The sequence below is a fragment of the Sphaerisporangium perillae genome (genome assembly GCF_023276435.1).
Lineage (GTDB): Bacteria > Actinomycetota > Actinomycetes > Streptosporangiales > Streptosporangiaceae > Sphaerisporangium > Sphaerisporangium perillae.
The window spans coordinates 156,476-177,817 of sequence record NZ_JALLPO010000018.1 but is presented as its reverse complement, the minus strand read 5'-3'; the positions used below and the strand labels follow the sequence as shown (position 1 = coordinate 177,817).

The window sequence follows — 21,342 nt, the reverse complement described above, 5'->3', positions numbered from 1 at the left end:
CGCCGTCCCGGCGACCAGCGGCGCGCCGACGCGCTGCGCGATGTGCCGGGCCTGGACCTTGTCGCCGAGGGCGTCGATCGCGGCGGGCGGCGGGCCGATCCAGGTCAGGCCGGCGTCGATCACCGCCTGGGCGAAGGCGGAGTTCTCGGCGAGGAAGCCGTACCCCGGGTGGACGGCGTCGGCGCCGGACTCGGCCGCGATGCGCAGCAGCTTGCCGATGTCCAGGTAGGTCTCCGCGGGGGATTGGCCGCCCAGCGCGTAGGCCTCGTCCGTCATGCGCACGTGGAGTGCGTCGAGGTCTTGGTCGGCGTACACCGCGACGCCGGTCAGGCCGGCGTCTTTGCATGCGCGGGCAATCCGCACCGCTATCTCGCCACGATTGGCGATGAGGACCTTCTGCACCGAGGTCGTCCCTTTCCTCCAGGGCCTTTCGCGCCTTCCACGGAGTGTAAGCGGCCTCTGATCTGCCGTGACCCCCTACCCCCCCGCATACTTGCGCGATTCCAGATCATTTGTCCGGGCCGACGCTGATAATCACTCGGTATAACCGGTGCGTCTGAGGGGTTTGACGTCTAAGGTAGGGGCGTTTGGCTACCCCCTGTATGCAGACGATCCCGAAGGAGACCGGCATGAGCCAGAGCTTGCTCGGCGGCGACCCCGCGGAAATGCAGAACATGGCCGCCCAGTTCACGCAGCAGGCCGAGCAGGTGCGCCAGACGATGGCGGCGCTCGACCGCGAGGCGGCCAAGGTCGGCAGCGCCTGGACGGGTCCGGGAGCGGTGCGGTTCGGCGGTGCCTGGCAGAACTACCGGCAGGCGTTCCAGAGGATGTCCGAGGAGCTGACCGAGGCGTCCCGCATCATCACCACCTACCGCGGCAACATCGAGTCCGCGACCCGATAGCGGCTCGCCTCGCGGCGGGGCGTGTCCCGATGAAGGTGACCGGCGCGCCGCCGGCCGGACGGAGGCGGAGAGACGACCGCGGCGCCTCCGTCATCGAACTGGCCTTGATCATGCCGGTCGTGCTTGTAGTGATCCTGCTCATCGTGCAGTTCACGCTGGTCTTCCACAGCAGGCAGGTCGCCGACGCCGCGGCCCGTGAGGGAGCGCGCGTCGCCCGGGCGGCGGGCACCGGCGCCGGGGGCTGGCAGGAGGCCGCCGAGGCCCGCGCGCGCGGCATCGTGCGCACCGTCGGGCCCAAGATGCTCCAGGCCGTCGAGGTACGGGCGTGGGAGAGGGGCGACCAGCGCGGCGTGGTCGTCGAGGGCGACGCCGTCGCCGTGGTCCCCCTGCTCCCCGGCATGTCGTTCAGGATCACCTCCACCTTCGGCGGCCCCATCGAATGTTTCCGCCCCGACGACGGCGACCAAGGCTGCCAGTAGGCCGCCGCCGTCAGGTGCTGAGCGCGGTCTGGATCGGGGTGGGGGTGCCGGAGATCACGAGGAGGCCGCGGCCGGGCGGGCCGCCGACGGCGCCGCGCGGCAGCCGCACGTTGAACAGGTCGCCGTCCGCCGGGCTCTGCACCGCCAGCAGCAGCCCGGTGCGCGCCTTGCGGGCCTCGGCGACGAACCCCCGGTAGGCGGTCGCCAGGTCGCCGGTCGTCCCGGCGATCAGCAGGGCGTGCTCGCCGTCCCTGCCGCTGCGCAAGGTGCCCTCGAGCGCCATGCCGAGGGGAGAGTCGGGCGAGACCAGCTCGGCGTCGTCCACGACGACGACGTACCGGTCGTGATCCCCGACCACGCCGGGCAGGTCCTCGCCGTCGCCCGTGATGATCCCGAGCACCCCCGGCTCGCCGGACAGCTCGCGTAGCGGGCTGCGGCGGGGGGCCACCACGGCGACCGGGGTGTCGTGCGCGAGCAGCGAGCGGGCGGCCGTGAGCAGCGCGGACGACCGTCCGGAGCGGGCCGGCCCGGCGATCACGGCGGCCGGGCCCTGCGCCAGCAGGTCGACGCCGAGCGGGGCCAGGCAGTCGCCGCCCGCGCCGAGCAGCGTCCACAGCGGCGAGGGCGGCTTGAAACCGGGGGCCAGGTCGAGGGCCTGCGCCGAGGTGATCCGCATGGGCAGCGCGTCGACCCGCAGCAGCGAGTCCGGCCCGGGGAACGTCTCCGCGGCCGTGCGGGCGAGGGTCTGCAGCGCCGCGACCTGGGCCGGCCCGGACGGGTCATCGCACAGCAGGGCGATCTGGCTCTCCACGACGCCCTGCTCCCCGATGGAGAGCGCCCGCCCGGGCGGGAGGACCGAGGGGATGCCCCGCGGCGGGAGGCCGGCCAGCCCGTAGTCCGCCGGGTCGGCCAGCCGCATGATCAGGCGGTCCTCGAACAGGGTCGAGATCTGGCCGAGCAGGCCGGACCTGTCGGCGGTCACCACGGCGCGCAGCCCCACGGCCGGGCCCTCGCGGAGCAACTGCATGAGGGCGTCGAGCAGCCGCCCGTAGTCGTAGGCCTCGAACGCCGCCGTGAAGCCCTCCCACCGGTCGAGCATGAGCACGAGCCACGGCATCCGGAGCGTCGGGTCGTCGTCCTGAGCCGCATCGCCGTGATCGGCGCCGGCGTGGGCCGTACCGCTCAGAGCCGTACTCCCCTTGCCGCCGTGAGCGGCGCCGCCCTGGGACGCGCGCCTGGCGGCGGCCCTCGCCTCGGCCAGCGAGGCGTACCCCGCCTCGGCGAGGAGCTGCTGCCTGCGCCCGACCTCCTCGCGTAGCCGGGTGAGCAGGCGTTCGACCCGGTCGAGCTGGTCGCGGGTGACCACCGCGCCGCAGTGCGGCAGCGCGACGAGCGGCAGCAGGGACCCCGAGCCGCAGTCGATCGCGTGCACGTGCACGTCCTCGGGCGAGGCGTGCAGGGCGATGGAGCCGGCGAGGGTCCGCAGGACCGTGGACCTGCCGGTGCGGGCCGTGCCGGCGATCAGCAGGTGGCCGCCGTGGGCGGGGTCGAGGGCGAGCGGCTCGCGATCCTGGGCCCAGGGCAGGTCGGTGACGCCGAACCGCAGCGGCGGCACCTCGCCCCGGTCGTTCCCGGGCTCCGCGCGGCGGGCGGGCTGCTCCAGCAGGACAAGGTCGGGAAGCGGGGGCAGCCACGGGCTCGGCTGCTCCCTGATGCCCATCAGGCGGGTGGCGTCGACGATGGCGTCCACCAGGACGGCCAGGTCGGTCGTCGGCCCTTCGGCGCCGGACGTGCCGCCCGCCTCGGCGGCCGTGCGTAGCGGATGCCCGAGGTCGCGCCAGCCGACCTCCACGACTCTCGGCCCGCCGCCGCGCCGCGCGGCCTGCGGCACCCTCCCGCCGACCCGCGCGGTCTGCACGGCCTGCGCCGCCCCGACGCCCGACCGTACGTAGCACCGCCCGGGGGTGGATTTGGAGATGTGCGCGGCCTCGGGGCCGTTGATGACGTCGGCCGATTCGGTGGCCTCGGTGACGCGCAGCGCGATGCGCAGCGAGGTGTTGGCCTGGATGTCGGCGGTCACGACCCCTCCGGGCCGCTGGGTGGCGAGGATGAGGTGGATGCCGAGGGACCGGCCGCGCCGGGCGATGTCGACCAGCCCGTCGACGAAGTCCGGCAGCTCCGACACCAGCGCGGCGAACTCGTCGATGATCAGCAGGAGCCGGGGAAGCGGCTCCAGTGGTGAGGCGGCGCCGTCCGCCGGGGGCCTCGGCGAGGGGAGCGCGACCCCGCCGAGGGTGACCCCGGATCCGGTGCTCGGGCGGTCCCGCAGCTCCTGGTAGTCGTCGATGTCCTTGGCCCCGGCCGCGAGCAGCAGCCGCTCCCTGCGGCGGATCTCGGCGGCGAGGGAGGCCAGCGCCCGCTGGGTGAGGTGCTCGTCGAGGTCGCTCACCATGCCGACGGTGTGCGGCAGCCGCACGCACTCCTTGAACGCGGCGCCGCCCTTGTAGTCGATCAGCACGAACGTCATCTCGTCCGGGCGGTTGGCGACGGCGAGCGAGCAGATCAGCGTCTGCAGGAGCTCGGACTTGCCCGCTCCGGTGGTGCCCGCGACGAGCGCGTGCGGGCCGTCCGCGCTCAGGTCCACGCTGAACGGGCCGTCGGCTCCGATGCCGATGGGCACCTCGGTGGTGCGGCCTCCCGACCGCCACCGCGCTGCGATGGTGCGGCCGGAGGGGGCGAGTTCCAGCAGGTCGAGCAGGCGTACGGAGCCGGGCAGCGCGGCCGCCGCGTCGTCCCTGCTCACGTCGCGCAGCGGGGAGAGCGACCGGGCGAGGCGGTCGCACCAGGCGGGTGAGACCTGGTCGGCGAGGATCTCGCCGATCGCGTCCAGCCCTCCGCCGCGCAGCCGGACGAAGCCGTCGGGACCGCAGTCGACGACGGTGGCGCACTCCTCGGGCAGCAGCCGCTGGTCCTCGTCGATCGCGATCGTGTACACGCCGGCGCGGGGGCCCTGCCGCAGGACCTGCGGCATGCCTGGCAGGGTGCGCAGCACCTGCGCGCCGTCGAGGATCACCAGCACGTCGTACGGGCGGTCGTCGTAGGCGGCGAACAGAGGCTCCTCGTCGGGGAGGAACGAGCGTCCCCAGCCCTTGGCGGGGGCCAGAGCGCTCAGGCCGAGGGCGTCGTCGTCGCCGAGCCGCTCGCCGATCAGGGCGGCCAGCTCCGACACCCGCTGGGCCGCGGCCTCGGGGTCGGCGCCGATGAGCGCGACGCAGTCGGCGTCGCGGGGCGCGCAGTGCGGCAGCCAGCGCGCCCAGTTCCACTGGGCGGCCCCGTCGGCGTGGGCGGACAGGACGACCACGGCGAGGTCGCGCGGGCTGTGCAGGGTGACCGCCGCGCCGACCAGCGAACGGGCGAGCCCGAGCGCGACGTCGCGTGGCCCGGTCATGCCGGCCACGCCGAGGCGGCGCATGGCCAGGGACACCGGCACGGCGCCCGACAGCGGCGGCTCGGGCATCGGGATGTCGGCGGGGGCACCGCGTTCCGGCACGAACTCGATCTCGGCGGGCAGGTCGGCGAGGCCGATGCGCAGGCGCAGCGCGTCGGGGTCGTGGCTCCTGCGCTCCCAAAGGCGCCGCCGCGGGCCGGTCGCGGTCAGCAGCAGCTCGGAGGGGTCGGGGGAGGCGGCGCGGCGTTCGAGCTCGTTGACGGCCCTGGCCTTCTCGACCGCGGCCTCGAAGGCGGCCAGCCGCTCCTTGTACGCCTTCACAGCCTGGCGGTACTTCTTGCGGCCGTGCCGCCGGTCGCTGATCCCCTGGCCGATCATGATCATCGGTGTCATGAGGGCGATCAGCAGGTAGTACCAGATCTGGAAGACCACGAACATGGTCAGCCCGAGGAGCGCGGGCAGGCAGGCCGCCAGCAACTGGAGGCGCACGCCCTCTCCCCGGCTCGGTTCGGCGGGCACCTCGAACCGGCGGCGGCGCTCGGCCGGGCGCAGGCGGGGCGGCCGGTTGTAGGCGAGGCCGCCGGTCGGCAGGGCGTCGAGGTGGGCGTCCGGCGGTTCGGTGGCCCGCAGGACGAGGACGGAGTTCCCGCAGGTGAGAGGTGCTCCCTCGCGCCATGGCCGAGGGGTGCTCACCGGCTCGCCCGCGAGCTGGGGGACGGTGTGCGCAGCTCCGCGCGTCAGCGCGGCGATGACCTCACCGCTCGCCACGCCGGCGAGGGAGGCCCTGCCCTGCGCCTTGCCTTGCGCCCTGCCCCGGGCCCGCCGCCGGGCGGCCCGCCGGGCCCTTCTCGACGGCTTCGCGGCCGCCCTGCCGGGGGACGACACGGATCTCACGAGCACCTCATCCGGGGTGACGCGCACCTCCGCCGCCTCCGCGGGCAGGTGGTGGTCGTCGACGGAGACCGCACAGGAGGGGTCGGAGCCGATGACGTGGACTCCGAGCCCCAGCCGGTGGACCGATCCGGCGGCGGGTCCTCCGGTGACCCTGATCTCGATGACGCCGCCCGGCTCGGCGAGGACCGTCGACCCCGCGGCGCGCTGGTCGAGCGTCACCAGGTCGCCGTCCCGCAGCGCGGCCGCGATGGACGCGTCCGGGTCCAGCCGCCTGCCGTCCACCCACAGTGACGGGGCCTCCTGGCCGCGCGGGCGCGCCTGCCCGCCGAGGCCGTACGGGGCGCGGGCGCGCGAAAGGCGCACGACGTTGCCGCGGCGCTCTCGGGGCGGTCCGGCCAGCGCGGCGGCGAGCCCCGCGACCGTGGTCTCCTCGTCACCGTCGACGACGACGTCACGGTGGCCGTGCTCTGAGACCACGGTAAGCATGATCCGCATCCGACGTCTCCTCCGGGGTCCGGCTCTCCCGCGCTTCAACGTAGCGACGGGAGTTCGTCCGGTCCGGAGGTTTACGTCAACCAGACCTGCGGGTGCCCGTCTTCCTACTTCTCCACTTTCTTGCCGTCAGGGCCGACGACGTACCACTTGCCGCCCGACTCGCTCTTGCCCTGGCCGTTGTACTCGCCTGGGTTCTTGTCGCCGCTGTAGTAGTAGAGCGGGTGCTTGTTGTAGGTGACCTGCTTCTCGCCCTGCTTGCGGGTCGCGGTGCCGAGAAGATTCTCCATCACTCCCGGTCCCGCCTTGGGCTTGCTCAGCGTGAGGAGCGGCGGCCAGGCGACCGCGCAGGCGTCGTAGCAGCTTGGGGTGTCGTCCTTGTCCTTGTCGAACATGTAGAGCGTGTGGCCGTTCTCGCCGACGAGGATCTTGCCGTACTTGGACTCCGCGAGCTTGACCATCGCGTTCTGGGGCGTGGGCATGGGGCTCATGGACCCGGTCCCCGACGGTGAGGCTCCGGGGGAGGATGTGCTGGTGCTCGTCGCCGTGCTGGTCGCCGTCGGCGACATCTCGGGGTAGGGAGAGGTTTCCATCGACGGGGACTCGGTGGCGTTCGCCGCCGCCCTGCTGTAGCTCGTCGCGGGTTCGCCGGCTCCGCCGCATGCGCTTACCAGCAGGGCGGTCGTGGCAAGCCCGACGCTGGACGCCAGGATTCTCTTCATAACCCCTCCTTCTCGAGAGCTCCGGCCCCATGTATCCGGGCCGGACTGTGCAAGTGTCGAGGGGAGACGTAGGTATCCTTCCCGCTAATGCGGGTTTCAGTACGTCCATGCTCGTTTCGTCCGGTTTGATGTTAAAAGACCGATACGAAAAGAACGCCGCACCGGGTGGTTAGGTCGGCGCTCCGGTGCCGGGGGCGGGTTGTCCACAGGGGATGTGGGCTCCGCTGTGGATAACCGCCCGGCCTGTGGATAAGTTCGTGACCTTGTGGCGTGATTTCCAGCCTTAAACCGGATATATCGCTACGATTCGGGTGGGTGTGCGCCGGGGGATAACGGCTGAAGTTGTGGATAAAGCTGTGTACATCCGGCGGCGAGAGCCGGGCCGGTGAACCCGAAGGGGGCTTCATGCCGCAGTACGTCCAGGTCCAGGTCGCGGTGGACGACCACGCCACGGCCGCGGAGCTGGCCCGGTCGGCCGTCTCCGCGCGGCTCGCCGCCTGCGCCCAGATCGTCGGCCCGATCACCAGCACCTACCGGTGGAAAGGGCGGGTTGAGACGGCCGAGGAGTTCCTGTTGCTCATGAAGACCACCCGGGAGCGGTCGGGCGAGCTGGCCGAGCACCTCCGGCAGGCGCATCCGTATGAGACCCCGGAGATCATCTGCCTGCCGGTCGAGGGCGGCCTCGATGCCTACCTGCACTGGATCGACGAGGAGACCCGGCCCGGCCCTGAAGGGGATGCCCGCGGCGACGGCGGTTAGGATGCCGGTTCGCAGGGAAACCAGAGTGGTAAGTGTGATCCGACGATACTGCCGATACAAAGGGGAATATCAACGGAAATATCATTGCCGACGGCGTCGCGGGACCATTGCGATCCTTGACCATCCCGTTGACAGCCGATCCATAGTGGATAAGCATGGGTCCGGTTTCTGTCCCTGAGCTTGGTGCAAGCTGCACACAATGGCATGAGAATTCCGGAAGATAAACCCAGCGACCCCCGTCCTACATATCCGTGACCATGCCGTCCCGCACCGTGGTCATGCGGTTCATCTCGATCGGCCCCCCATGCTGATCGATATCAGCGCATGGTGAGGGTGCCGGCCCGGTCCCTGATTCGGGAGCCCCCCACCCATGAGGATCAGCGAGAAATCCGACCGCGACGACCGCGCGTCCGCGAACGCGGAGCGCCCGGGGTCGCCGGGCGCGCTGTCCGGACCGGCCTCCCGCAAGCTCCCCGTGCCGCCGCGCGAGCGAAAACCCGCTCTCGCCGCGCTGGCCCTGCTCCTGGTCCTCGGCGGTGCGCTCGCCACCACGTTGCTGGTTCTGCGCAGCGGTGACCGGGTGTCCGCCATCCAGATCACCCAGCAGATCGGCCCTGGCCAGCCGATCGTCCCCGAGGCGATGGAAGAGGTCCAGATCGCCGACACCGGCGTCGGCTACGTCGCCTGGGCCCACCGCCAGGAGGTCGCCACGACGTTCGCCAGGGTCACGCTCCTGCCCGGCACCCTGCTCACCGAGCAGATGGTCAGCAGAGACAGCGAGCAGGTCGGCCCCGGCAAGGTCACTCTCGGCCTCGCGCTCAAGGCCGGCCAGGTGCCGCTGGGCCTCCAGAGGGGTGACCACGTCCAGGTCCTGTACGTTCCCGGCTCCGGCCGCGGCACCGCGCAGGGCAAGGTGCTCGCACCGAGCGCCCTGGTCGAGAGCGTGGGCGACAGCGACCGGAGCAACTCGGGCCTGGTCTCCATCGTCGTGGACGCGACGGTGTCCCCGACGATCGCCATGTACTCCTCGAGCGGTGAGATCGCCCTGGGCAAGCTCGCCGGAGCCGGCTGACGTGGCCCTCATCGCGCTCGCCGCCGACAAGGGGGCGCCCGGCGTGACCACAGCCGCGACGGCGCTCGGGGCGGTCTGGCCGCGGCCGGTGCTCCTGGCCGAATGCGACCCCTCCGGCGGCGACCTGGTCTACCGCCTTCCGAGCGTGGACGGCGGCGTGCTCAACCCGTCCCGGGGCCTGCTGAGCCTCGGCGCGACCGCCCGCCGCGGGCTGCGCCCCGAACAGGTCCACGAGCACACCCAGAAGCTCGTCGGCGGCCTCGACGTGCTGACCGGACTGACCAACGGCGAGCAGGCCGCCGGGCTGACGTGGCTGTGGGGTCCCCTCGGCCGGGCGCTCGCCGCGCTGCCGGGCGCCGACGTCCTGGCCGACTGCGGCCGGCTCGGCGCCCATCCGCAGATGAGCGACCTCGTCGCGGAGGCCGAGGTGACGCTGCTGTTCACCCGGCCGAGCCTCGACCACGTCGCCCACCTGCGCGAACGGCTCATGCTCATCGGCGGGCAGGTCGGCGTGGTGGTCATCGCCGACCCCCGGTCCTACCGCGCCTCGATCGACGAGGTGCGCCGCATCGTCGCCGCGACCAGCAGGGAGGTCGCCTTCGTGGCGGGCCTGGCGTACGACCCGAAGGGCGCCGAACTGCTCAGGGGCCAGTGGGGTGGCCGCCTGGACCGCTCCCTGCTGATCCGCACGGCCCGAGAGCTCGCCGGCCGCCTCGCCGCCCGGGTGGCGCCCGCCCGTGCCGCCGAGCCGGTGACGGACGTCCCCCGCCCGAGATCGGGGGAGCGAGCCAGATGAGCGTTCGATCACGCCCGGACGGCAGCGAGCGGAGCGAGCCATGAGCATTGACCACACGCTGGTGAAGCGGTTCCGCCAGGAGGTCGGTGACCGGCTGGCTCACCAGCGCAGGCTCGACCAGGCCAGCGGGCTGGTGCCCATGTCCGGGGAGGACGAGCGCCAGTTCGCGCGGGCGCTGATCTCCCAGGTGCTGGAGGAGCACGCCCGCAACGAGATCGGTTCCGGGCGCACCCCTCCGACGGCCGAGGAGGAGGAGGCCCTGGCGGCGGGCATCCACGCCGCGCTGTTCGGGGTGGGCCGGCTCCAGCCGCTGCTCGACGACTCCGAGGTCGAGAACATCGACGTCAACGGCTGCGACCGCGTGTTCGTGGGGTACGCCGACGGCCGGGAGGTCGTCCACGACCCGGTGGCCGAGTCCGACGAGGAGCTGATCGAGCTCATCCAGATCCTCGCCGCCTACAGCGGGCTGTCCAGCCGTGCCTTCGACACCGCCAACCCGCAGCTCGACCTGCGCCTGCCCGACGGCTCGCGGCTCTCGGCCGTCATGGACGTCACGGTGCGTCCCGCCGTGTCGATCCGCCGGGCGCGCCTCGGCAAGGTCTTCCTCAGCGATCTGGTCGGGAACGGCACGCTCACCCCCGAGCTGGGCCGGTTCCTGTCGGCGGCCGTCGCGGCCAGGAAGAACATCATGATCGCCGGCTCGACGAACGCCGGCAAGACGACCCTGCTCCGCGCCCTGGCCAACGAGATCCCGCCGCACGAGCGCCTGATCACGGTGGAGCGGGCGCTGGAGCTCGGGCTCGACCAGTTCCCCGAGCTGCATCCCAACGTCGTGGCCTTCGAGCACCGCCTGCCGAACTCGGAGGGACAGGGCGAGATCACGATGGCCGAGCTGGTGCGGCGGTCGCTTCGCATGAACCCCAGCCGGGTCATCGTCGGCGAGGTGCTGGGCGACGAGATCGTCACGATGCTCAACGCCATGACGCAGGGCAACGACGGTTCGCTGTCGACCATCCACGCCAACTCCTCGATGGAGGTCTTCAACCGCATCGCCACCTACGCGCTGCAGGCCGAGGAACGCCTGCCGATCGAGGCGACGCACATGCTGATCGCGGGCGCCATCGACTTCGTGATCTTCATCGAGAAGCGCAACGACTACCACCAGGGCGGGCGGCTGCGGCGCTATGTCGCCAGCGTCCGCGAGGTCGCCGGGGTCGACGGGCGCGTCCTGTCCTCGGAGGTCTTCGCCCCCGGCCCCGACGGGTACGCCGTGCCGCACGCCCCCATCGCGTGCGTCAACGACCTGGCCTACCACGGCTACGACCCGACGATGGGAGCGTGGTCGTGATGCCGTTGCCGGCCGGGCTGTTCGATCCGCTGGCGATCCTCGCCGGCGCGGCGATAGGCGGCGGCCTGTTCCTGTTCGGGCTGGCCCTGTACGGTCTGCGTCCCGGGCCTGCCACGCCCGACCGTGGGGCGCGGCGCCGCGAGCTGGTGCGCCGGCTGTCCACCCGTTCGGCCATCGCGACCATCACCGGCGGCATGGTGCTGGTGATCACCGGCTGGCCGGTCATGGCGGCGGGCGCCGTCCTGCTCGTCCTGGCCTGGCGCGGGCTGACCGGCGGGGCCGCGGAGGAGCGGGCGGCCATGACCCGGCTCGAGGGGCTCGCGGCCTGGACCGAGTCGCTGAGGGACACCATCGCGGGCGCGGCGGGCCTGGAACAGGCCATCCCGTCCTCCATCAGGGCGGCGGCGCCGACGCTCCGCCCCCACCTGCGCGCCATGGTCGACCGCCTGCACACCCGGATGCCGCTGCCCGACGCGCTGCGGCTGTTCGCCGACGAGCTCGACGACCCGTCCGCCGACCTGGTGATCGCCGCCCTCATCCTGAACGCCAAGCTGCGCGGCCCGGGCCTGCGCGAGGTGCTCGGCGCGCTCGCGGTATCGGCGCGCGAGGAGCTCGACATGCGCCGGCGGGTCGAGGCCGAGCGCCGGGCGACGCGCCGCAGCGTGCAGATCGTGGTCGGCACTGCCATCGCCTTCGCGGCGGCGCTGGTCGTCTTCAATCCCTCCTACGTCGAGGAGTACGACTCCCTCCTGGGCCAGGCCGTGCTGGTCGTCGTCGCGGGGCTGTTCGGCGCGGGGTTCGCGTGGATGCGGCGGCTCGCGCGGTTCGACAAACCCGCCCGCCTCCTCGGGCCGGCCTCGGGCGCCCCCCTCGATCGCGAGCTGGTGGCCGGGGGTGCCGCCCATGGTTGAGAACGTGCTCGCGGGAGCGGTGTTCGGCCTGGGGCTGTTCCTGCTGATCCGGGCCCTGTTCCCGCCGAGGCCGGGGCTGGTGGCCCGCCTCCTCGCGCTCGACTCGGTCCGCGAGGGCGACGACGCGCACCGGCTCCGGCTCATCAGCCCCGACGAGGAGGTCAGCGCCTTCCGCCGCGAGGTCGGTGTACGGCTCGCCCAGTTCTACGCCTCGCGTGGCTGGGAGGTCCGCTCCACCCGCGCCGACCTCGCGCTGCTCGGCAGGTCCTTCGAGGGCTATCTCGCCACCAAGGTGCTGCTCGCGGTGTCGGGGCTGCTGGCGTTCCCCATCCTGGCCGCCTGGCTGGTGCTGATGGAGTGGGGTGTCCCGCTCCAGGTGCCGCTGTGGGCGGCGCTGCTCGTGGCTCTGGTGTTCTTCTTCCTCCCCGACCTGCAGATCCGCAGGGACGCCGCGGTGCGCCGCCGCGATTTCCGGCACGCCGTCGGCGCCTTCCTCGACCTGGTCGCGATGAACCTGGCGGGCGGCAGGGGAGTGCCGGAGGCGCTGCTGATGGCCGTGTCGGTCGGCGACGGCGCCAACGCGTCCAACTGGGCGATGGCCCGCATCCGCGAAGCCCTGGCCAACGCCAGGATCATCGGCATCACCCCCTGGCAGGCGCTCGGCCGGCTCGGCGACGAGATCAACGTCGACGAGCTGCGCGATTTGTCGGCGGCGCTGGGGCTGGTCGCCGACGACGGCGCCAAGGTCCGCGCCTCGCTCACCGCCCGCGCGGCGACCATGCGGCGGCGCGAGCTCGCCGAGGTCGAGGGCCAGGCGGGCGAGCGCTCACAGTCCATGCTGGTCGCCCAGCTCCTGCTCTGCGCGGGATTCGTGATCTTTCTCAGTTTTCCGGCAGCGATGAAGATGTTGGGGTCCTAGATGTTCACACCACCGTGGTTCACCTATCTGGTCGCCGTGCTGCACGTGCGGATCGACCGTGCCAGGACCGCCCCCTCGCGCGGCGCCTCCGCCGTCGAATGGGTGATCATCACCGCCATCATCGCCGGCGTGGCCCTCGGCCTGGCCACGCTGATCAAGACCCTGGTCACCCAGAAGCAGGCCGAGATCCAGAGCAACTTCGGCGGTGGAGGTGGCGGTACCGGCGGTACCGGCGGAAAGCCGTGACCGGGCGCCCCACACGCGGACGTGGGCGCGACCGGGGGTCGATGGCGGTCGAGACGGTGATGCTGGCGCCGGTCTTCCTGCTCTTCCTGATGTTCCTCGTCGGCGCGGGCCGCGTCGTCGAGGCGCAGGGCGAGGTCAACGGGGCGGCGAGGGACGCCGCGCGCGCCGCTTCCGTCCAGCGCACGCGGAGCACGGCCGAGCGTGCCGCGCGCGACGCCGCCGGCTCCGCGCTCGACGGCGAGTGCCGGCCGGTGGTCACCCTTTCCGGCAGTGACTGGCGAGAGGGCGGTAGCGTCCGGGCGACCGTGACCTGCGAGCTCAACCTGGACTTTCTCGGGTTCGGGGCGGCCAAGCGGATGAAGGGCGACTCGGTGGTGCCGCTGGAGCAGTTCCGGAGGGTCGAATGACGCGGCCCCGGGGTGCTCGGGGAAGTCACACCACCCCTCTCCACGACGATGTCCGGAAGGGCCGGGTGCCACGGCTCCGGGCGGACCGGGGCTCGATGTCGGTATTTGTGGTGATCTTTTCGGTCGTGGTCTTCCTGCTGGCCGGCCTGCTGGTGGACGGCGGCGCGGCGATCAACGCACGGCTGCGGGCGTCCGACGTCGCCGAGCAGGCGGCACGGGCCGCCGCCGACCAGATAGACGTCGAGAACCTCCGGGCCACCGGCCAGGTCCGCCTGCTCGGCGACGAGCGGGCGGTCTGCGGCAGGGCCCAGGAGATCGTCGACGCCCACGACGACGCGAAGATCAAGCTCACCCGGTGCCGGACCGGTGCCGGGCAGGCCGAGGTGACCGTCGCGGTGAGCGCCCGCTGGGACGCCTTGTTCCTCGCGGCGCTCGGCTTCGCCGGCTCGGACATGTCCGGCAGCGCCACCGCCGGCCCCGATCCCGGCGACCAGCAGCCGTGACCGGGACGACGGAGACGAAGGAGGGAGAGGGATGACCGCGTCACGCAGGCCCCCAACGCGCCCGCCGTCCCGGCTGACCCCGGCGGCGCCGGTCCAGCGCATCCGGCCGCGGCGCACGGTCGGCGACGTGATCGCCGGCCTGGCCGCGCTGATCGCCCTGGCCGCGCTCATGGGCGGCGTCCCCTATGCCCTCCTCCGCCTCGCCGGCCCTCCGCTGCCGGAGGAACTGCTCAACGGCGACCTGCTGACCCGGCAGGTCAGCACGACCACGGCCGTCGCCATCCTCGTCCTGCTGGTCTGGCTCACCTGGTTCCAGCTGGTCATCTGCGTGGTCGTGGAGGTGTACTCCGGGATCCGCAGGGTCGGCATGCCGGCGCGCGTCCCGCTGTCCGGCGGCCCGCAGGCGCTGGCCAACCGGCTCGTCTCCACCGCGCTGATGCTGTTCACCGTGTCCGCCGTCGCGATCCCGATCGCCGGCATCGGCTCCGGCCCGCCGCCGGCCCGGCCCTCCGTGGTGGCCGCGGCCCTGACCGCCCCGATCCCCGAGGAGCACTCCTCGCTGGAGGCGGTGCGCGAGGTCAAGAAGGTCTACGTGGTCCAGCCGCCGCACGGGCGCCACCACGAGAGCCTCTGGGAGATCGCCGAGAAGTGCCTGGGGGACGGGCGGCGCTATCCGGAGATCTACCGGCTCAACCAGCACAAGCCGCAGCCTGACGGCACCCGCCTGCAGATGGCCGACCTGATCAGGCCCGGCTGGGTCCTCGACATGCCGGACGACGCCAGGAACGTCCACGTCGTCTCCGCCGACGAGCGCCGGGAGACCACCCTCGCCAAGCATCCGGGCAAGCCCGCCGAGCTGGACGGCCGCACCGAGTTCCTCCCCGCCACGGGCAAGGCGGAGCAGGACGCGGGGGACCAGGCCGCCAAGGCCGCCGAGAACACGCGTGGCGACCGGGCCACCGACGGAACGGCAGAGCACGGCGACACCGCGAAGCAGGGCGACACCGCGAAGCAGGGCGACACCGCGAAGCAGGGCGACACCGCGAAGCAGGGCGAGACGGCGAAGCGCGGGGACGCGGGGAAGCGCGGGAGCACCGGGATCCTCCTGCCGCCGCCCGCGATGCCCGAGCGCACCTACCACCTGCCTCCCCCGCCCAAGGTGCCCGCCGTCTCCGCCAAGATCCCCAAGACCGCCGTCTCGCCGCCGGGTGAGACCGGCGCGGTGGAGTCCGTCCAGGCAGGAAGGCCGCAGAGCCCCGCCCGGGTCGACGCGGCCGACCGGGGTGACAGGCCTGAGAGGCAGGACCACGGCGGCGGGCTCGACCTGCTCGAATACCTCGCGGGCGGGTCGCTCGCCGCGGCCGGCCTGCTCGCGGTGCTCGGACGCCGCCGGCGCGAGCAACTGTGGTACCGCGCCTTCGGGCACCGCATTCCCCGGCCGAGGGGGGACGCCGCCGGTGCCGAGGTCGCGCTGCGCCTCGGGTCGGACGCGCCCGGCAGTCGCATGCTGGACAACGGTCTGCGCGTGCTCGGCAAGCTCCTGGCCGAGCAGGGCCGCGTACCGCCGACCATCTACGCCGTCCACCTGTCCGCCCGGGGGCTCGACCTGTGGATCCACCCGCCGGAGCATGACGCGCCCGAGCCCTGGGAGTCGCACGACGGCGGCCGCACGTGGCGGCTGCTCGCCCACGAAGGCCGGGGCATCGACGAACACGCCGTGGCGGACGTGCCCGCGCCATACCCCGGCCTGGTCTCGCTCGGGGTCACCGAATCGGGCCGGGTGCTGATCGACCTGGAGGCGGCGCACGGTGTGATCGCCATCACCGGGCACCGCGTGCGCGACGCCCTGTCCGCGCTCGCCGTCGAGCTGGCGACCAACCGCTGGTCCGACGAGATGCGCATCACGCTGGTCGGCTTCGGCGCCGACCTGGCGACGATCGCCCCGCACCGCGTCCGGGTCGTCGGCAGCCTGGCGGAGGCGCTGCCGGAGCTGGAGGCCAGGGCGGAGGAGACGGCCGCGACCGGTGCGCAGGTGCTGACCGGCCGCGTCCACGGCCGCGCCGCCGACCCCGTCTGGCCGCCGCACTTCCTGCTGTCGGCGATCGCGCCGGACCCCGAGGAGGCGGTCCGGCTGGCACGGCTCGGCCGCGCCGGCACCCGCATGGCCGCCGGGTACGTCATCGCGGGCGACGTCCCGCACGCCACGTGGACCTGGGAGATCACCGAGGACGGCGACGCGAAGGTCGGCGCCCTCGGCGTCGCGGTCGCGGCTCAGCTGCTGCCACGGCGGCACTATGACGCGGTCATCGAGCTGTTCCGCACCGCCGAGCGCCGCGAAGGCGAGCCGGTCCGCGAGGAAGGGGAACCGCGGGAGTTCACCACGACCCCTTCGATCAACGTGCGGATCCTCGGCCCGATCGAGATCGGGCCGGTCCCGCCGCTGGAGGAGGGCAGGGCCGAGCTGGCCTGCGAGCTGATCGTCTACCTGGCCACCCACCCGGCCGGGGTGCATCCCGTCGTGCTCGGCGGCATCCTGTGGCCGCGCGGGGTGCAGGCCGTCGTGCGCGACGCGACGATCGCCCGGGTGGCCGACTGGCTGGGCACCGACAGCGAGGGCCGGCCCAACCTCCGGGCCGACGACACCGGCCGGCTCCGGCTCGGTCCCGAGGTGCGGTCCGACTGGCAGCTGTTCCGCGAGCTCGTCCGCCGCTCCCACAACGACCCGAGCGCCCGGGCCGTACTGCTGGACAAGGCTCTGGGGCTGGTCCGGGGCCCGTTGCTCAACGGCAGGCCGCGCGGGCGGTACGCCTGGCTGGCGGCCGACGAGCTGGAGTACGAGGTGACGGCCAGCGTGGCGGACGCCGCGCACCGGCTGTGCGAGGTGCGGCTGGCCCACGGCGACGCCGACGCCGCCGTGGCCGCGATACGGGCGGGCCTGCTGCTGGCCGCCGACGACGAGGGGCTCTGGCGCGACCTGCTCAGGGCCGCGCACGCCACCGGGGACCCGCTCAAGCTGCGCGCGGTCGTCGACGGGCTGCACCGCCGCGCGTCCTCCCATCCCTACGGCGGAGGGATGGCCCCCGAGACCGAGGCGCTGATCGACGAGCTCCTGCCCACCTGGCGACTGCATTCGATGCCGTCGGCATGACAGGGAAGCCGAGGAGCCTGACACCGAAGCCGAGGAGCATGACGGGCAGGCCGCAGAAGCGTGACGGGCGGGCCGCAGAAGCGTGACGGGCGGGCCGCAGAAGCGTGACGGCGGGCGGGAGAACCGTGGCGGCGGGCCGAGGATGGCGGAAGACGACGGGAGACATGAGAGAAGCGGCGGAGAGAGGTGGCGGTGGTGACGGAGTCATGCCGATACGGGCATAACGGTGGTCTGGTCGCGCGGCGGGTGGCTAGCGTCGGCGGCATGCGGATGCGGGCCGCCCTTGCCGCCGTCGCCGTGGGCGGAACCTGCCTGCTCGGCAGCGGCTGCGCGGACGCCGGCGCGGAGCGCCCGTTCACCCCGGCCGGGGACACCACGGCCACCGATCCCGCCGGCACGGCGACCACCGGCCCCTCCGTCGCCACGACGACCGGCCCCGGGGCCACGCCCGGCTCGGCGAACGCTCCGGGCGCACTGTCGACGCCCTGGGTGCAGACCGTCGAGCTCACGCCGGGAATGACCGTGTCGATCGAGTGGCCCGCCGGCCTCGACGCCGCGCAGCAGGCCATGGTCAAGGCGTTCACCGACGGCTACGTCGGATCATGGAAGGCGGTCGTCACCCAGGGTGAGGACGAGGCCTACCTCTCCGGTGTCGAAGATCAGGCGAGCCGCGACGCCTACACCTGGGTGCGCGGCTTCGTGGACCGGCGCGAATCGGCCGGCGGGACCGCGAAGGTGTACGCCATCCAGGTGCCGTCGGTCAGCGGGCGCGGCGCGGAGGTCGACGCCTGCGTCGACGAGTCGGGCGTGCGGGTGACCGACGCCGACAGCGCCCGCCCCATCGCCACCCAGCCCGCCTGGACCAGGCAGCCCGCCTCGGTGTACCTCCAGGTCGCCGCCGTGCGCAAGGGCGACGACGGGATGTGGCGGGTCAGGACCTACATGCACGCCTCCTACCCCCATCAGCGTGCGAAGGAGTGCCGCCGATGAGATCACTGATGCCGTTCGTCCTGGCCGCCTCGCTGGTCACCGCGCCGGCCGGGGACCCGGGAGGCCCGATCGGGGACGGCTTCCAGAACGACCGCACCAGCGGTGTGGTGCTGCGCAACTCCAAGATCGTGCTCAGCGGCAACGGCCTCGGCGCCAAGAGCGACGGCTACCGCGTCCAGCGTCCCTGCTGGTACGAGCCCGGTGACAACGCCGATGCCATGCTCGACCGGCAGGAGAACGTCAGGGACTTCTGGTTCCACACCCACCCGAACGGCACCGAAGAGGACTACGAGCGGTTCCTCAAGCAGTACAAGGACAAGGTCGGCAAGGACGGCCGCTGGTGGACGCCCGCGTACAACGCGGCCGACCCCGACGGGCTCTCCTGCTGGACGGGGCTCGAGGGAGCCGTCTGGGTGCCGGCGGGCACCACCCCGCCCGGCGGGATCACGTTGCAGGAGCTCTACCAGCTCGCCCGGGCCGCGCTGACCGTGCCCGAGCCGAAGATCGAGCTCAGCCCGGACGTCAAGAGCTACGTGAACCTGCCGACCTGGGTCTGGCTGACCGGCATCGGGGAGACCAGCCGTTCGGTGACCGCCGAGATCCCCGGCGTCATGTCCGCCACCGTCACCGCCACCCTCGACAGGGTCGAGATCAAGTCGGGCGCGCCCGCCGGCCGGGCGGAGGTCAAGGAGGACTGCGGCGCGACGGGCCACCCGTACGCGAAGGGCGGCACATTCAGCTGCGGGGTGGTCTACCTGCGCGCCTCGATCGACCAGCCGCGCAAGGTGTACGTCATGTCCGTGACCACCGTGTGGCCGGTGACGGGTGCCGGAGTGGGCTTCGCCTTCCAGCCGGTCCAGGCCACCGTCACCAGGGACATCCCGGTCGGCGAGGTCCAGAGCACCGTCCGGAAGGACTCCGGCGACTCCTGACCGAGCCGGGTCTTTGGGGCCGGGCCGTGCTCCGGCGGCCGAGCCGGGCTGCCAGAGCCCGGCCGGCCATGGGCTCAGAGGGAGTTCTCGTGCCGGAGCAGCCACTCCTTGACCGTGGTGCCGTAGTAGTAGCCGCCGAAGCCGCCCGTGGAGGGGAGCACCCGGTGGCAGGGGACGAACGGGGCGATGAGGTTCTGGGCGCATGCCGACCCCGCCGCCCGAGCCGCCGTCCTGGGCAGCCCGGCACGCTCGGCCAGTTCCGCGTAGCGCACCGTCGTACCCGCCGGCACCGCGCGCAGCGCCGTGAGCAGCCGCTGCCTGGTCGGCGTACCCGGCTGGTCCACCTCCACGGTGTCGAGGGCGAACAGGTCGCCGTCCAGGTAGTCGCGCACGGCCTGGGCGGGCTTGCCGAGGTCCCCGACGGTCTGGAGGGGGAGCGCCCTGAGCGGCGCCGGCAGGCGGGCGAACATCTGGCCGGGGTCTGCGGTGAAGCCGGCGGCGACGAGCACGCCGTCGTGGACGAGCAGCGACAGCGGCCCGGCCGGAGTCGGCAGCACCTGAGCGTCGATGGTCGAGGTCATCGGGTCTCCTTCAGTGTGGTGGCCCCGGAAGTCAGTGGTCCCGGGGACGAGGTCGTTTCGGGCTCTACCTGGGCTAACCGGCGTCCTTCCGAGCTCCACAGGTGCAGGGCGGCGTAGGCCCGCCAGGGGCGCCACCGCTCGACGTCGTCTTCGGCGATGCCGAGCGCCTTCATGGCCCGTCGCAGGCCGAGGTCCCCGGCGGGCCACGCGTCGGGGTCGCGCAGCGCGCGCATCACGATGTAGCCGGTCGTCCAGGGGCCGATGCCCGGGATCGCCATCAGCCGCGCGGCCGTCTCGGCCGGATCCGCGCCGCCGTCGAGGTCCAGCTCGCCGTCGGCCACCTTCTCGGCGACGGCCTTCAGCGTCGCGATCCGCCGGCCTGTGAGCCCGAGCCCGGAAAGATCGGCCTCCGCCAGCCGTTCGGCATTCGGGAACAGCAGGTATGGGCCGTCAGCACCGGCACCCACCGGAGGGGCCGGGTGCGCGCCGGCCGGAGAGTCCGTACGGGCTTCCGCAGGAGCTGCGGGGGTGCCGGCGGAGATGCCGGCAGCCGCGAGGACGGACGGCTGGGCGGCAGCGGGGGTGCCGGGGATGTCGCAGGGTTTGGCGAAGGTGCCGGCGCGGGCGGCGATGCGGCCGAGCAGCGTTCTGGCTCCCGCCACGGAGACCTGCTGGCCGACCACGGCGCGCACGGCCAGCTCGAAGCCGTCGAAGGCGCCCGGCACGCGCAGTCCCGGCCTGCGCTCGACGAGCGGCCGGAGCGTGGTCGCGCCGAGGACGTCGGCGATGGCGCCCGGGTCGGCGTCCAGGTCGAGCAGCCGGCGGCACCGGGAGACGATCCTGGCCAGGTGGCGGGTGTCGTCCAAGGTCACCGACAGCTTGACGTGCCCGTCCGCCGGAGCCAGCGTGATCACCCCGCCGGGGACGGCGCGCCGGTAGCCCGCCGGACCCGACTCCTCCACCCCTGGGATCGCCCGGGCGGAGAGGAAGGCGAGCAGGGTCTCGGCGTCATAGGGAGTGCGGTGGGTCAGCCGTAGCGTGAGCGCCGCCGGCATGCCAGGGGCGGGTGCCGCCTCGGCCCGCGCACCAGCGGTGGCCGTGCCGGGTCGAGTACCGGTCGCCGTCCGAGCGGTAGCAGGTGCTTCCGTACCAGTCGGGGACGTGCTGCCGGGCCGAGCGGCGACCCGGGCGAGCGGTCCCGAGGAGGTGCGCAGGTCGCTGGGGGCGAAGCCATACGCCTCCTTCATGGTGGCGTTGAACTGGCGGACGCTGCCGAACCCGGACGCGAACGCGACGTCGGTGATCGGCAGCGAGGTCTCGGTCAGCAGCTGCTTGGCGAGCAGGAGCCGCCGGGTCCTCGCCACCGCCAGCGGACCGGCGCCGAGCTGGGCGGTGAACAGGCGCAGCAGGTGGCGTTCGGTGACGTGCAGCCGGTTCGCCAGCCCGGCGACGCCGTACTCGTCGGCCACCCCGTCGTCGATCAGGCGCAGGGCGCGCCCGACGAGGTCGGCGGGGACGTCCCAGCCGGGGTCTCCAGGGCTGAGCTCCGGCCGGCAGCGGCGGCACGGGCGAAAGCCCGCGGCCTCGGCCGCCGCGGCGTGCCGGTAGAAGCGGACGTTACGTCGTGCGGGGGTGCGCGCCGGGCAGATGGGGCGGCAGTAGATCCCGGTCGAGGTGACGGCTGTGTAGAACCGCCCGTCGAACCTCGTGTCGCGGGCGCTCGCCGCCCGGTAACAGGAGTCGAAGTCGAGGGTCTGGTGTGGGGTCACATGTACGACGTTATGCGCTGCTGG

General features: G+C 73.0%; 19 protein-coding genes. 14 read left to right on the top strand and 5 right to left on the bottom strand.

Features of this window, described 5'->3' with window-relative positions; all coding sequences use genetic code 11:
- Positions 1-402 (bottom strand): biotin carboxylase N-terminal domain-containing protein (locus MYF83_RS19390; RefSeq protein WP_308201472.1); only part of this gene is annotated, 402 nt, incomplete at its 3' end.
- A 227-nt stretch (positions 403-629) separates the two neighbouring features.
- Between MYF83_RS19390 and MYF83_RS19385 the strand changes: the two genes are divergently transcribed.
- Both MYF83_RS19385 and MYF83_RS19380 read left to right on the top strand, forming a co-directional pair.
- A complete protein-coding gene (locus MYF83_RS19385; protein ID WP_248961874.1) occupies positions 630-902 on the top strand; it encodes a WXG100 family type VII secretion target in 273 nt (90 codons plus the stop codon).
- A 29-nt stretch (positions 903-931) separates the two neighbouring features.
- A complete protein-coding gene (locus MYF83_RS19380) occupies positions 932-1,381 on the top strand; it encodes a TadE family protein (RefSeq protein ID WP_279339747.1) in 450 nt (149 codons plus the stop codon).
- Positions 1,382-1,391: 10 nt separating this feature from the next.
- Here MYF83_RS19380 and MYF83_RS19375 read toward each other — a convergent pair whose 3' ends face one another.
- Both MYF83_RS19375 and MYF83_RS19370 read right to left on the bottom strand, forming a co-directional pair.
- The gene (locus tag MYF83_RS19375; protein WP_248961873.1) at positions 1,392-6,218 is read right to left on the bottom strand and encodes a type VII secretion EssC family protein; all 4,827 of its coding nucleotides are present in this window, start codon (positions 6,216-6,218) and stop codon (positions 1,392-1,394) included.
- 104 nt (positions 6,219-6,322) lie between these two features.
- Positions 6,323-6,937, bottom strand: a complete 615-nt coding sequence (locus MYF83_RS19370; RefSeq protein WP_248961872.1) for a COG4315 family predicted lipoprotein — start codon at positions 6,935-6,937, stop codon at positions 6,323-6,325.
- Positions 6,938-7,342: 405 nt separating this feature from the next.
- Between MYF83_RS19370 and cutA the strand changes: the two genes are divergently transcribed.
- The 12 genes from cutA (at position 7,343) to MYF83_RS19310 (ending at position 18,968) form a co-directional block, all read left to right on the top strand.
- Entirely contained in the window at positions 7,343-7,696 is a 354-nt protein-coding gene (gene cutA, locus MYF83_RS19365) for a divalent-cation tolerance protein CutA (protein ID WP_248961871.1), read from the top strand.
- Positions 7,697-8,066: 370 nt separating this feature from the next.
- On the top strand, positions 8,067-8,768 hold the full coding sequence (locus MYF83_RS19360) for a hypothetical protein (RefSeq protein WP_248961870.1): 702 nt from the start codon (positions 8,067-8,069) through the stop codon (positions 8,766-8,768).
- A 1-nt stretch (position 8,769) separates the two neighbouring features.
- Entirely contained in the window at positions 8,770-9,564 is a 795-nt protein-coding gene (locus MYF83_RS19355; protein WP_248961869.1) for a hypothetical protein, read from the top strand.
- A gap of 40 nt (positions 9,565-9,604) precedes the next feature.
- Positions 9,605-10,912 (top strand): TadA family conjugal transfer-associated ATPase, encoded by a 1,308-nt coding sequence (locus MYF83_RS19350; RefSeq protein ID WP_248961868.1) that lies wholly within the window; start codon positions 9,605-9,607, stop codon positions 10,910-10,912.
- Positions 10,912-11,823, top strand: coding sequence for a type II secretion system F family protein (locus MYF83_RS19345; RefSeq protein ID WP_248961882.1), 912 nt, complete (start codon positions 10,912-10,914; stop codon positions 11,821-11,823). The genes MYF83_RS19350 and MYF83_RS19345 overlap by 1 nt, the downstream gene beginning before the upstream one ends.
- Positions 11,816-12,742, top strand: a complete 927-nt coding sequence (locus tag MYF83_RS19340; protein WP_248961867.1) for a type II secretion system F family protein — start codon at positions 11,816-11,818, stop codon at positions 12,740-12,742. Before MYF83_RS19345 ends, MYF83_RS19340 begins: the two co-directional genes overlap by 8 nt.
- On the top strand, positions 12,743-12,988 hold the full coding sequence (locus MYF83_RS19335) for a hypothetical protein (protein ID WP_248961866.1): 246 nt from the start codon (positions 12,743-12,745) through the stop codon (positions 12,986-12,988).
- A gap of 41 nt (positions 12,989-13,029) precedes the next feature.
- Complete coding sequence (locus tag MYF83_RS19330) at positions 13,030-13,395, top strand: TadE family protein (RefSeq protein ID WP_248961865.1); 366 nt, start codon at positions 13,030-13,032, stop codon at positions 13,393-13,395.
- Positions 13,392-13,898, top strand: coding sequence for a pilus assembly protein TadG-related protein (locus tag MYF83_RS19325; RefSeq protein WP_372500194.1), 507 nt, complete (start codon positions 13,392-13,394; stop codon positions 13,896-13,898). The genes MYF83_RS19330 and MYF83_RS19325 overlap by 4 nt, the downstream gene beginning before the upstream one ends.
- Before the next feature lie 31 nt (positions 13,899-13,929).
- The gene (locus tag MYF83_RS19320) at positions 13,930-17,046 is read left to right on the top strand and encodes a BTAD domain-containing putative transcriptional regulator (RefSeq protein WP_248961863.1); all 3,117 of its coding nucleotides are present in this window, start codon (positions 13,930-13,932) and stop codon (positions 17,044-17,046) included.
- A 195-nt stretch (positions 17,047-17,241) separates the two neighbouring features.
- The gene (locus MYF83_RS19315) at positions 17,242-18,036 is read left to right on the top strand and encodes a hypothetical protein (protein ID WP_248961862.1); all 795 of its coding nucleotides are present in this window, start codon (positions 17,242-17,244) and stop codon (positions 18,034-18,036) included.
- A complete protein-coding gene (locus tag MYF83_RS19310; RefSeq protein WP_248961861.1) occupies positions 18,033-18,968 on the top strand; it encodes a hypothetical protein in 936 nt (311 codons plus the stop codon). The genes MYF83_RS19315 and MYF83_RS19310 overlap by 4 nt, the downstream gene beginning before the upstream one ends.
- 74 nt (positions 18,969-19,042) lie before the next feature.
- Here MYF83_RS19310 and MYF83_RS19305 read toward each other — a convergent pair whose 3' ends face one another.
- Together MYF83_RS19305 and MYF83_RS19300 are read right to left on the bottom strand one after the other, a co-directional pair.
- On the bottom strand, positions 19,043-19,549 hold the full coding sequence (locus MYF83_RS19305; RefSeq protein ID WP_248961860.1) for a methylated-DNA--[protein]-cysteine S-methyltransferase: 507 nt from the start codon (positions 19,547-19,549) through the stop codon (positions 19,043-19,045).
- Complete coding sequence (locus MYF83_RS19300; RefSeq protein WP_248961859.1) at positions 19,546-21,318, bottom strand: DNA-3-methyladenine glycosylase 2 family protein; 1,773 nt, start codon at positions 21,316-21,318, stop codon at positions 19,546-19,548. The genes MYF83_RS19305 and MYF83_RS19300 overlap by 4 nt, the downstream gene beginning before the upstream one ends.
- Between the last annotated feature and the right edge of the window lie 24 nt (positions 21,319-21,342).

What these genes read in the sequence shown, in the direction of transcription:
- MYF83_RS19325 (WP_372500194.1), top strand. Translation starts at nt 13,392, where the DNA reads ATGACGCGGCCCCGGGGTGCTCGGGGAAGTCACACCACCCCTCTCCAC.
- MYF83_RS19350 (WP_248961868.1), top strand. Translation starts at nt 9,605, where the DNA reads ATGAGCATTGACCACACGCTGGTGAAGCGGTTCCGCCAGGAGGTCGGT.
- MYF83_RS19360 (WP_248961870.1), top strand. Translation starts at nt 8,067, where the DNA reads ATGAGGATCAGCGAGAAATCCGACCGCGACGACCGCGCGTCCGCGAAC.
- MYF83_RS19385 (WP_248961874.1), top strand. Translation starts at nt 630, where the DNA reads ATGAGCCAGAGCTTGCTCGGCGGCGACCCCGCGGAAATGCAGAACATG.
- MYF83_RS19330 (WP_248961865.1), top strand. Translation starts at nt 13,030, where the DNA reads ATGGCGGTCGAGACGGTGATGCTGGCGCCGGTCTTCCTGCTCTTCCTG.
- MYF83_RS19345 (WP_248961882.1), top strand. Translation starts at nt 10,912, where the DNA reads ATGCCGTTGCCGGCCGGGCTGTTCGATCCGCTGGCGATCCTCGCCGGC.
- MYF83_RS19380 (WP_279339747.1), top strand. Translation starts at nt 932, where the DNA reads ATGAAGGTGACCGGCGCGCCGCCGGCCGGACGGAGGCGGAGAGACGAC.
- MYF83_RS19320 (WP_248961863.1), top strand. Translation starts at nt 13,930, where the DNA reads ATGACCGCGTCACGCAGGCCCCCAACGCGCCCGCCGTCCCGGCTGACC.
- MYF83_RS19375 (WP_248961873.1), bottom strand. Translation starts at nt 6,218, where the DNA reads ATGCGGATCATGCTTACCGTGGTCTCAGAGCACGGCCACCGTGACGTC.
- MYF83_RS19310 (WP_248961861.1), top strand. Translation starts at nt 18,033, where the DNA reads ATGAGATCACTGATGCCGTTCGTCCTGGCCGCCTCGCTGGTCACCGCG.
- MYF83_RS19335 (WP_248961866.1), top strand. Translation starts at nt 12,743, where the DNA reads ATGTTCACACCACCGTGGTTCACCTATCTGGTCGCCGTGCTGCACGTG.
- MYF83_RS19340 (WP_248961867.1), top strand. Translation starts at nt 11,816, where the DNA reads ATGGTTGAGAACGTGCTCGCGGGAGCGGTGTTCGGCCTGGGGCTGTTC.
- MYF83_RS19305 (WP_248961860.1), bottom strand. Translation starts at nt 19,549, where the DNA reads ATGACCTCGACCATCGACGCTCAGGTGCTGCCGACTCCGGCCGGGCCG.
- MYF83_RS19370 (WP_248961872.1), bottom strand. Translation starts at nt 6,937, where the DNA reads ATGAAGAGAATCCTGGCGTCCAGCGTCGGGCTTGCCACGACCGCCCTG.
- cutA (WP_248961871.1), top strand. Translation starts at nt 7,343, where the DNA reads ATGCCGCAGTACGTCCAGGTCCAGGTCGCGGTGGACGACCACGCCACG.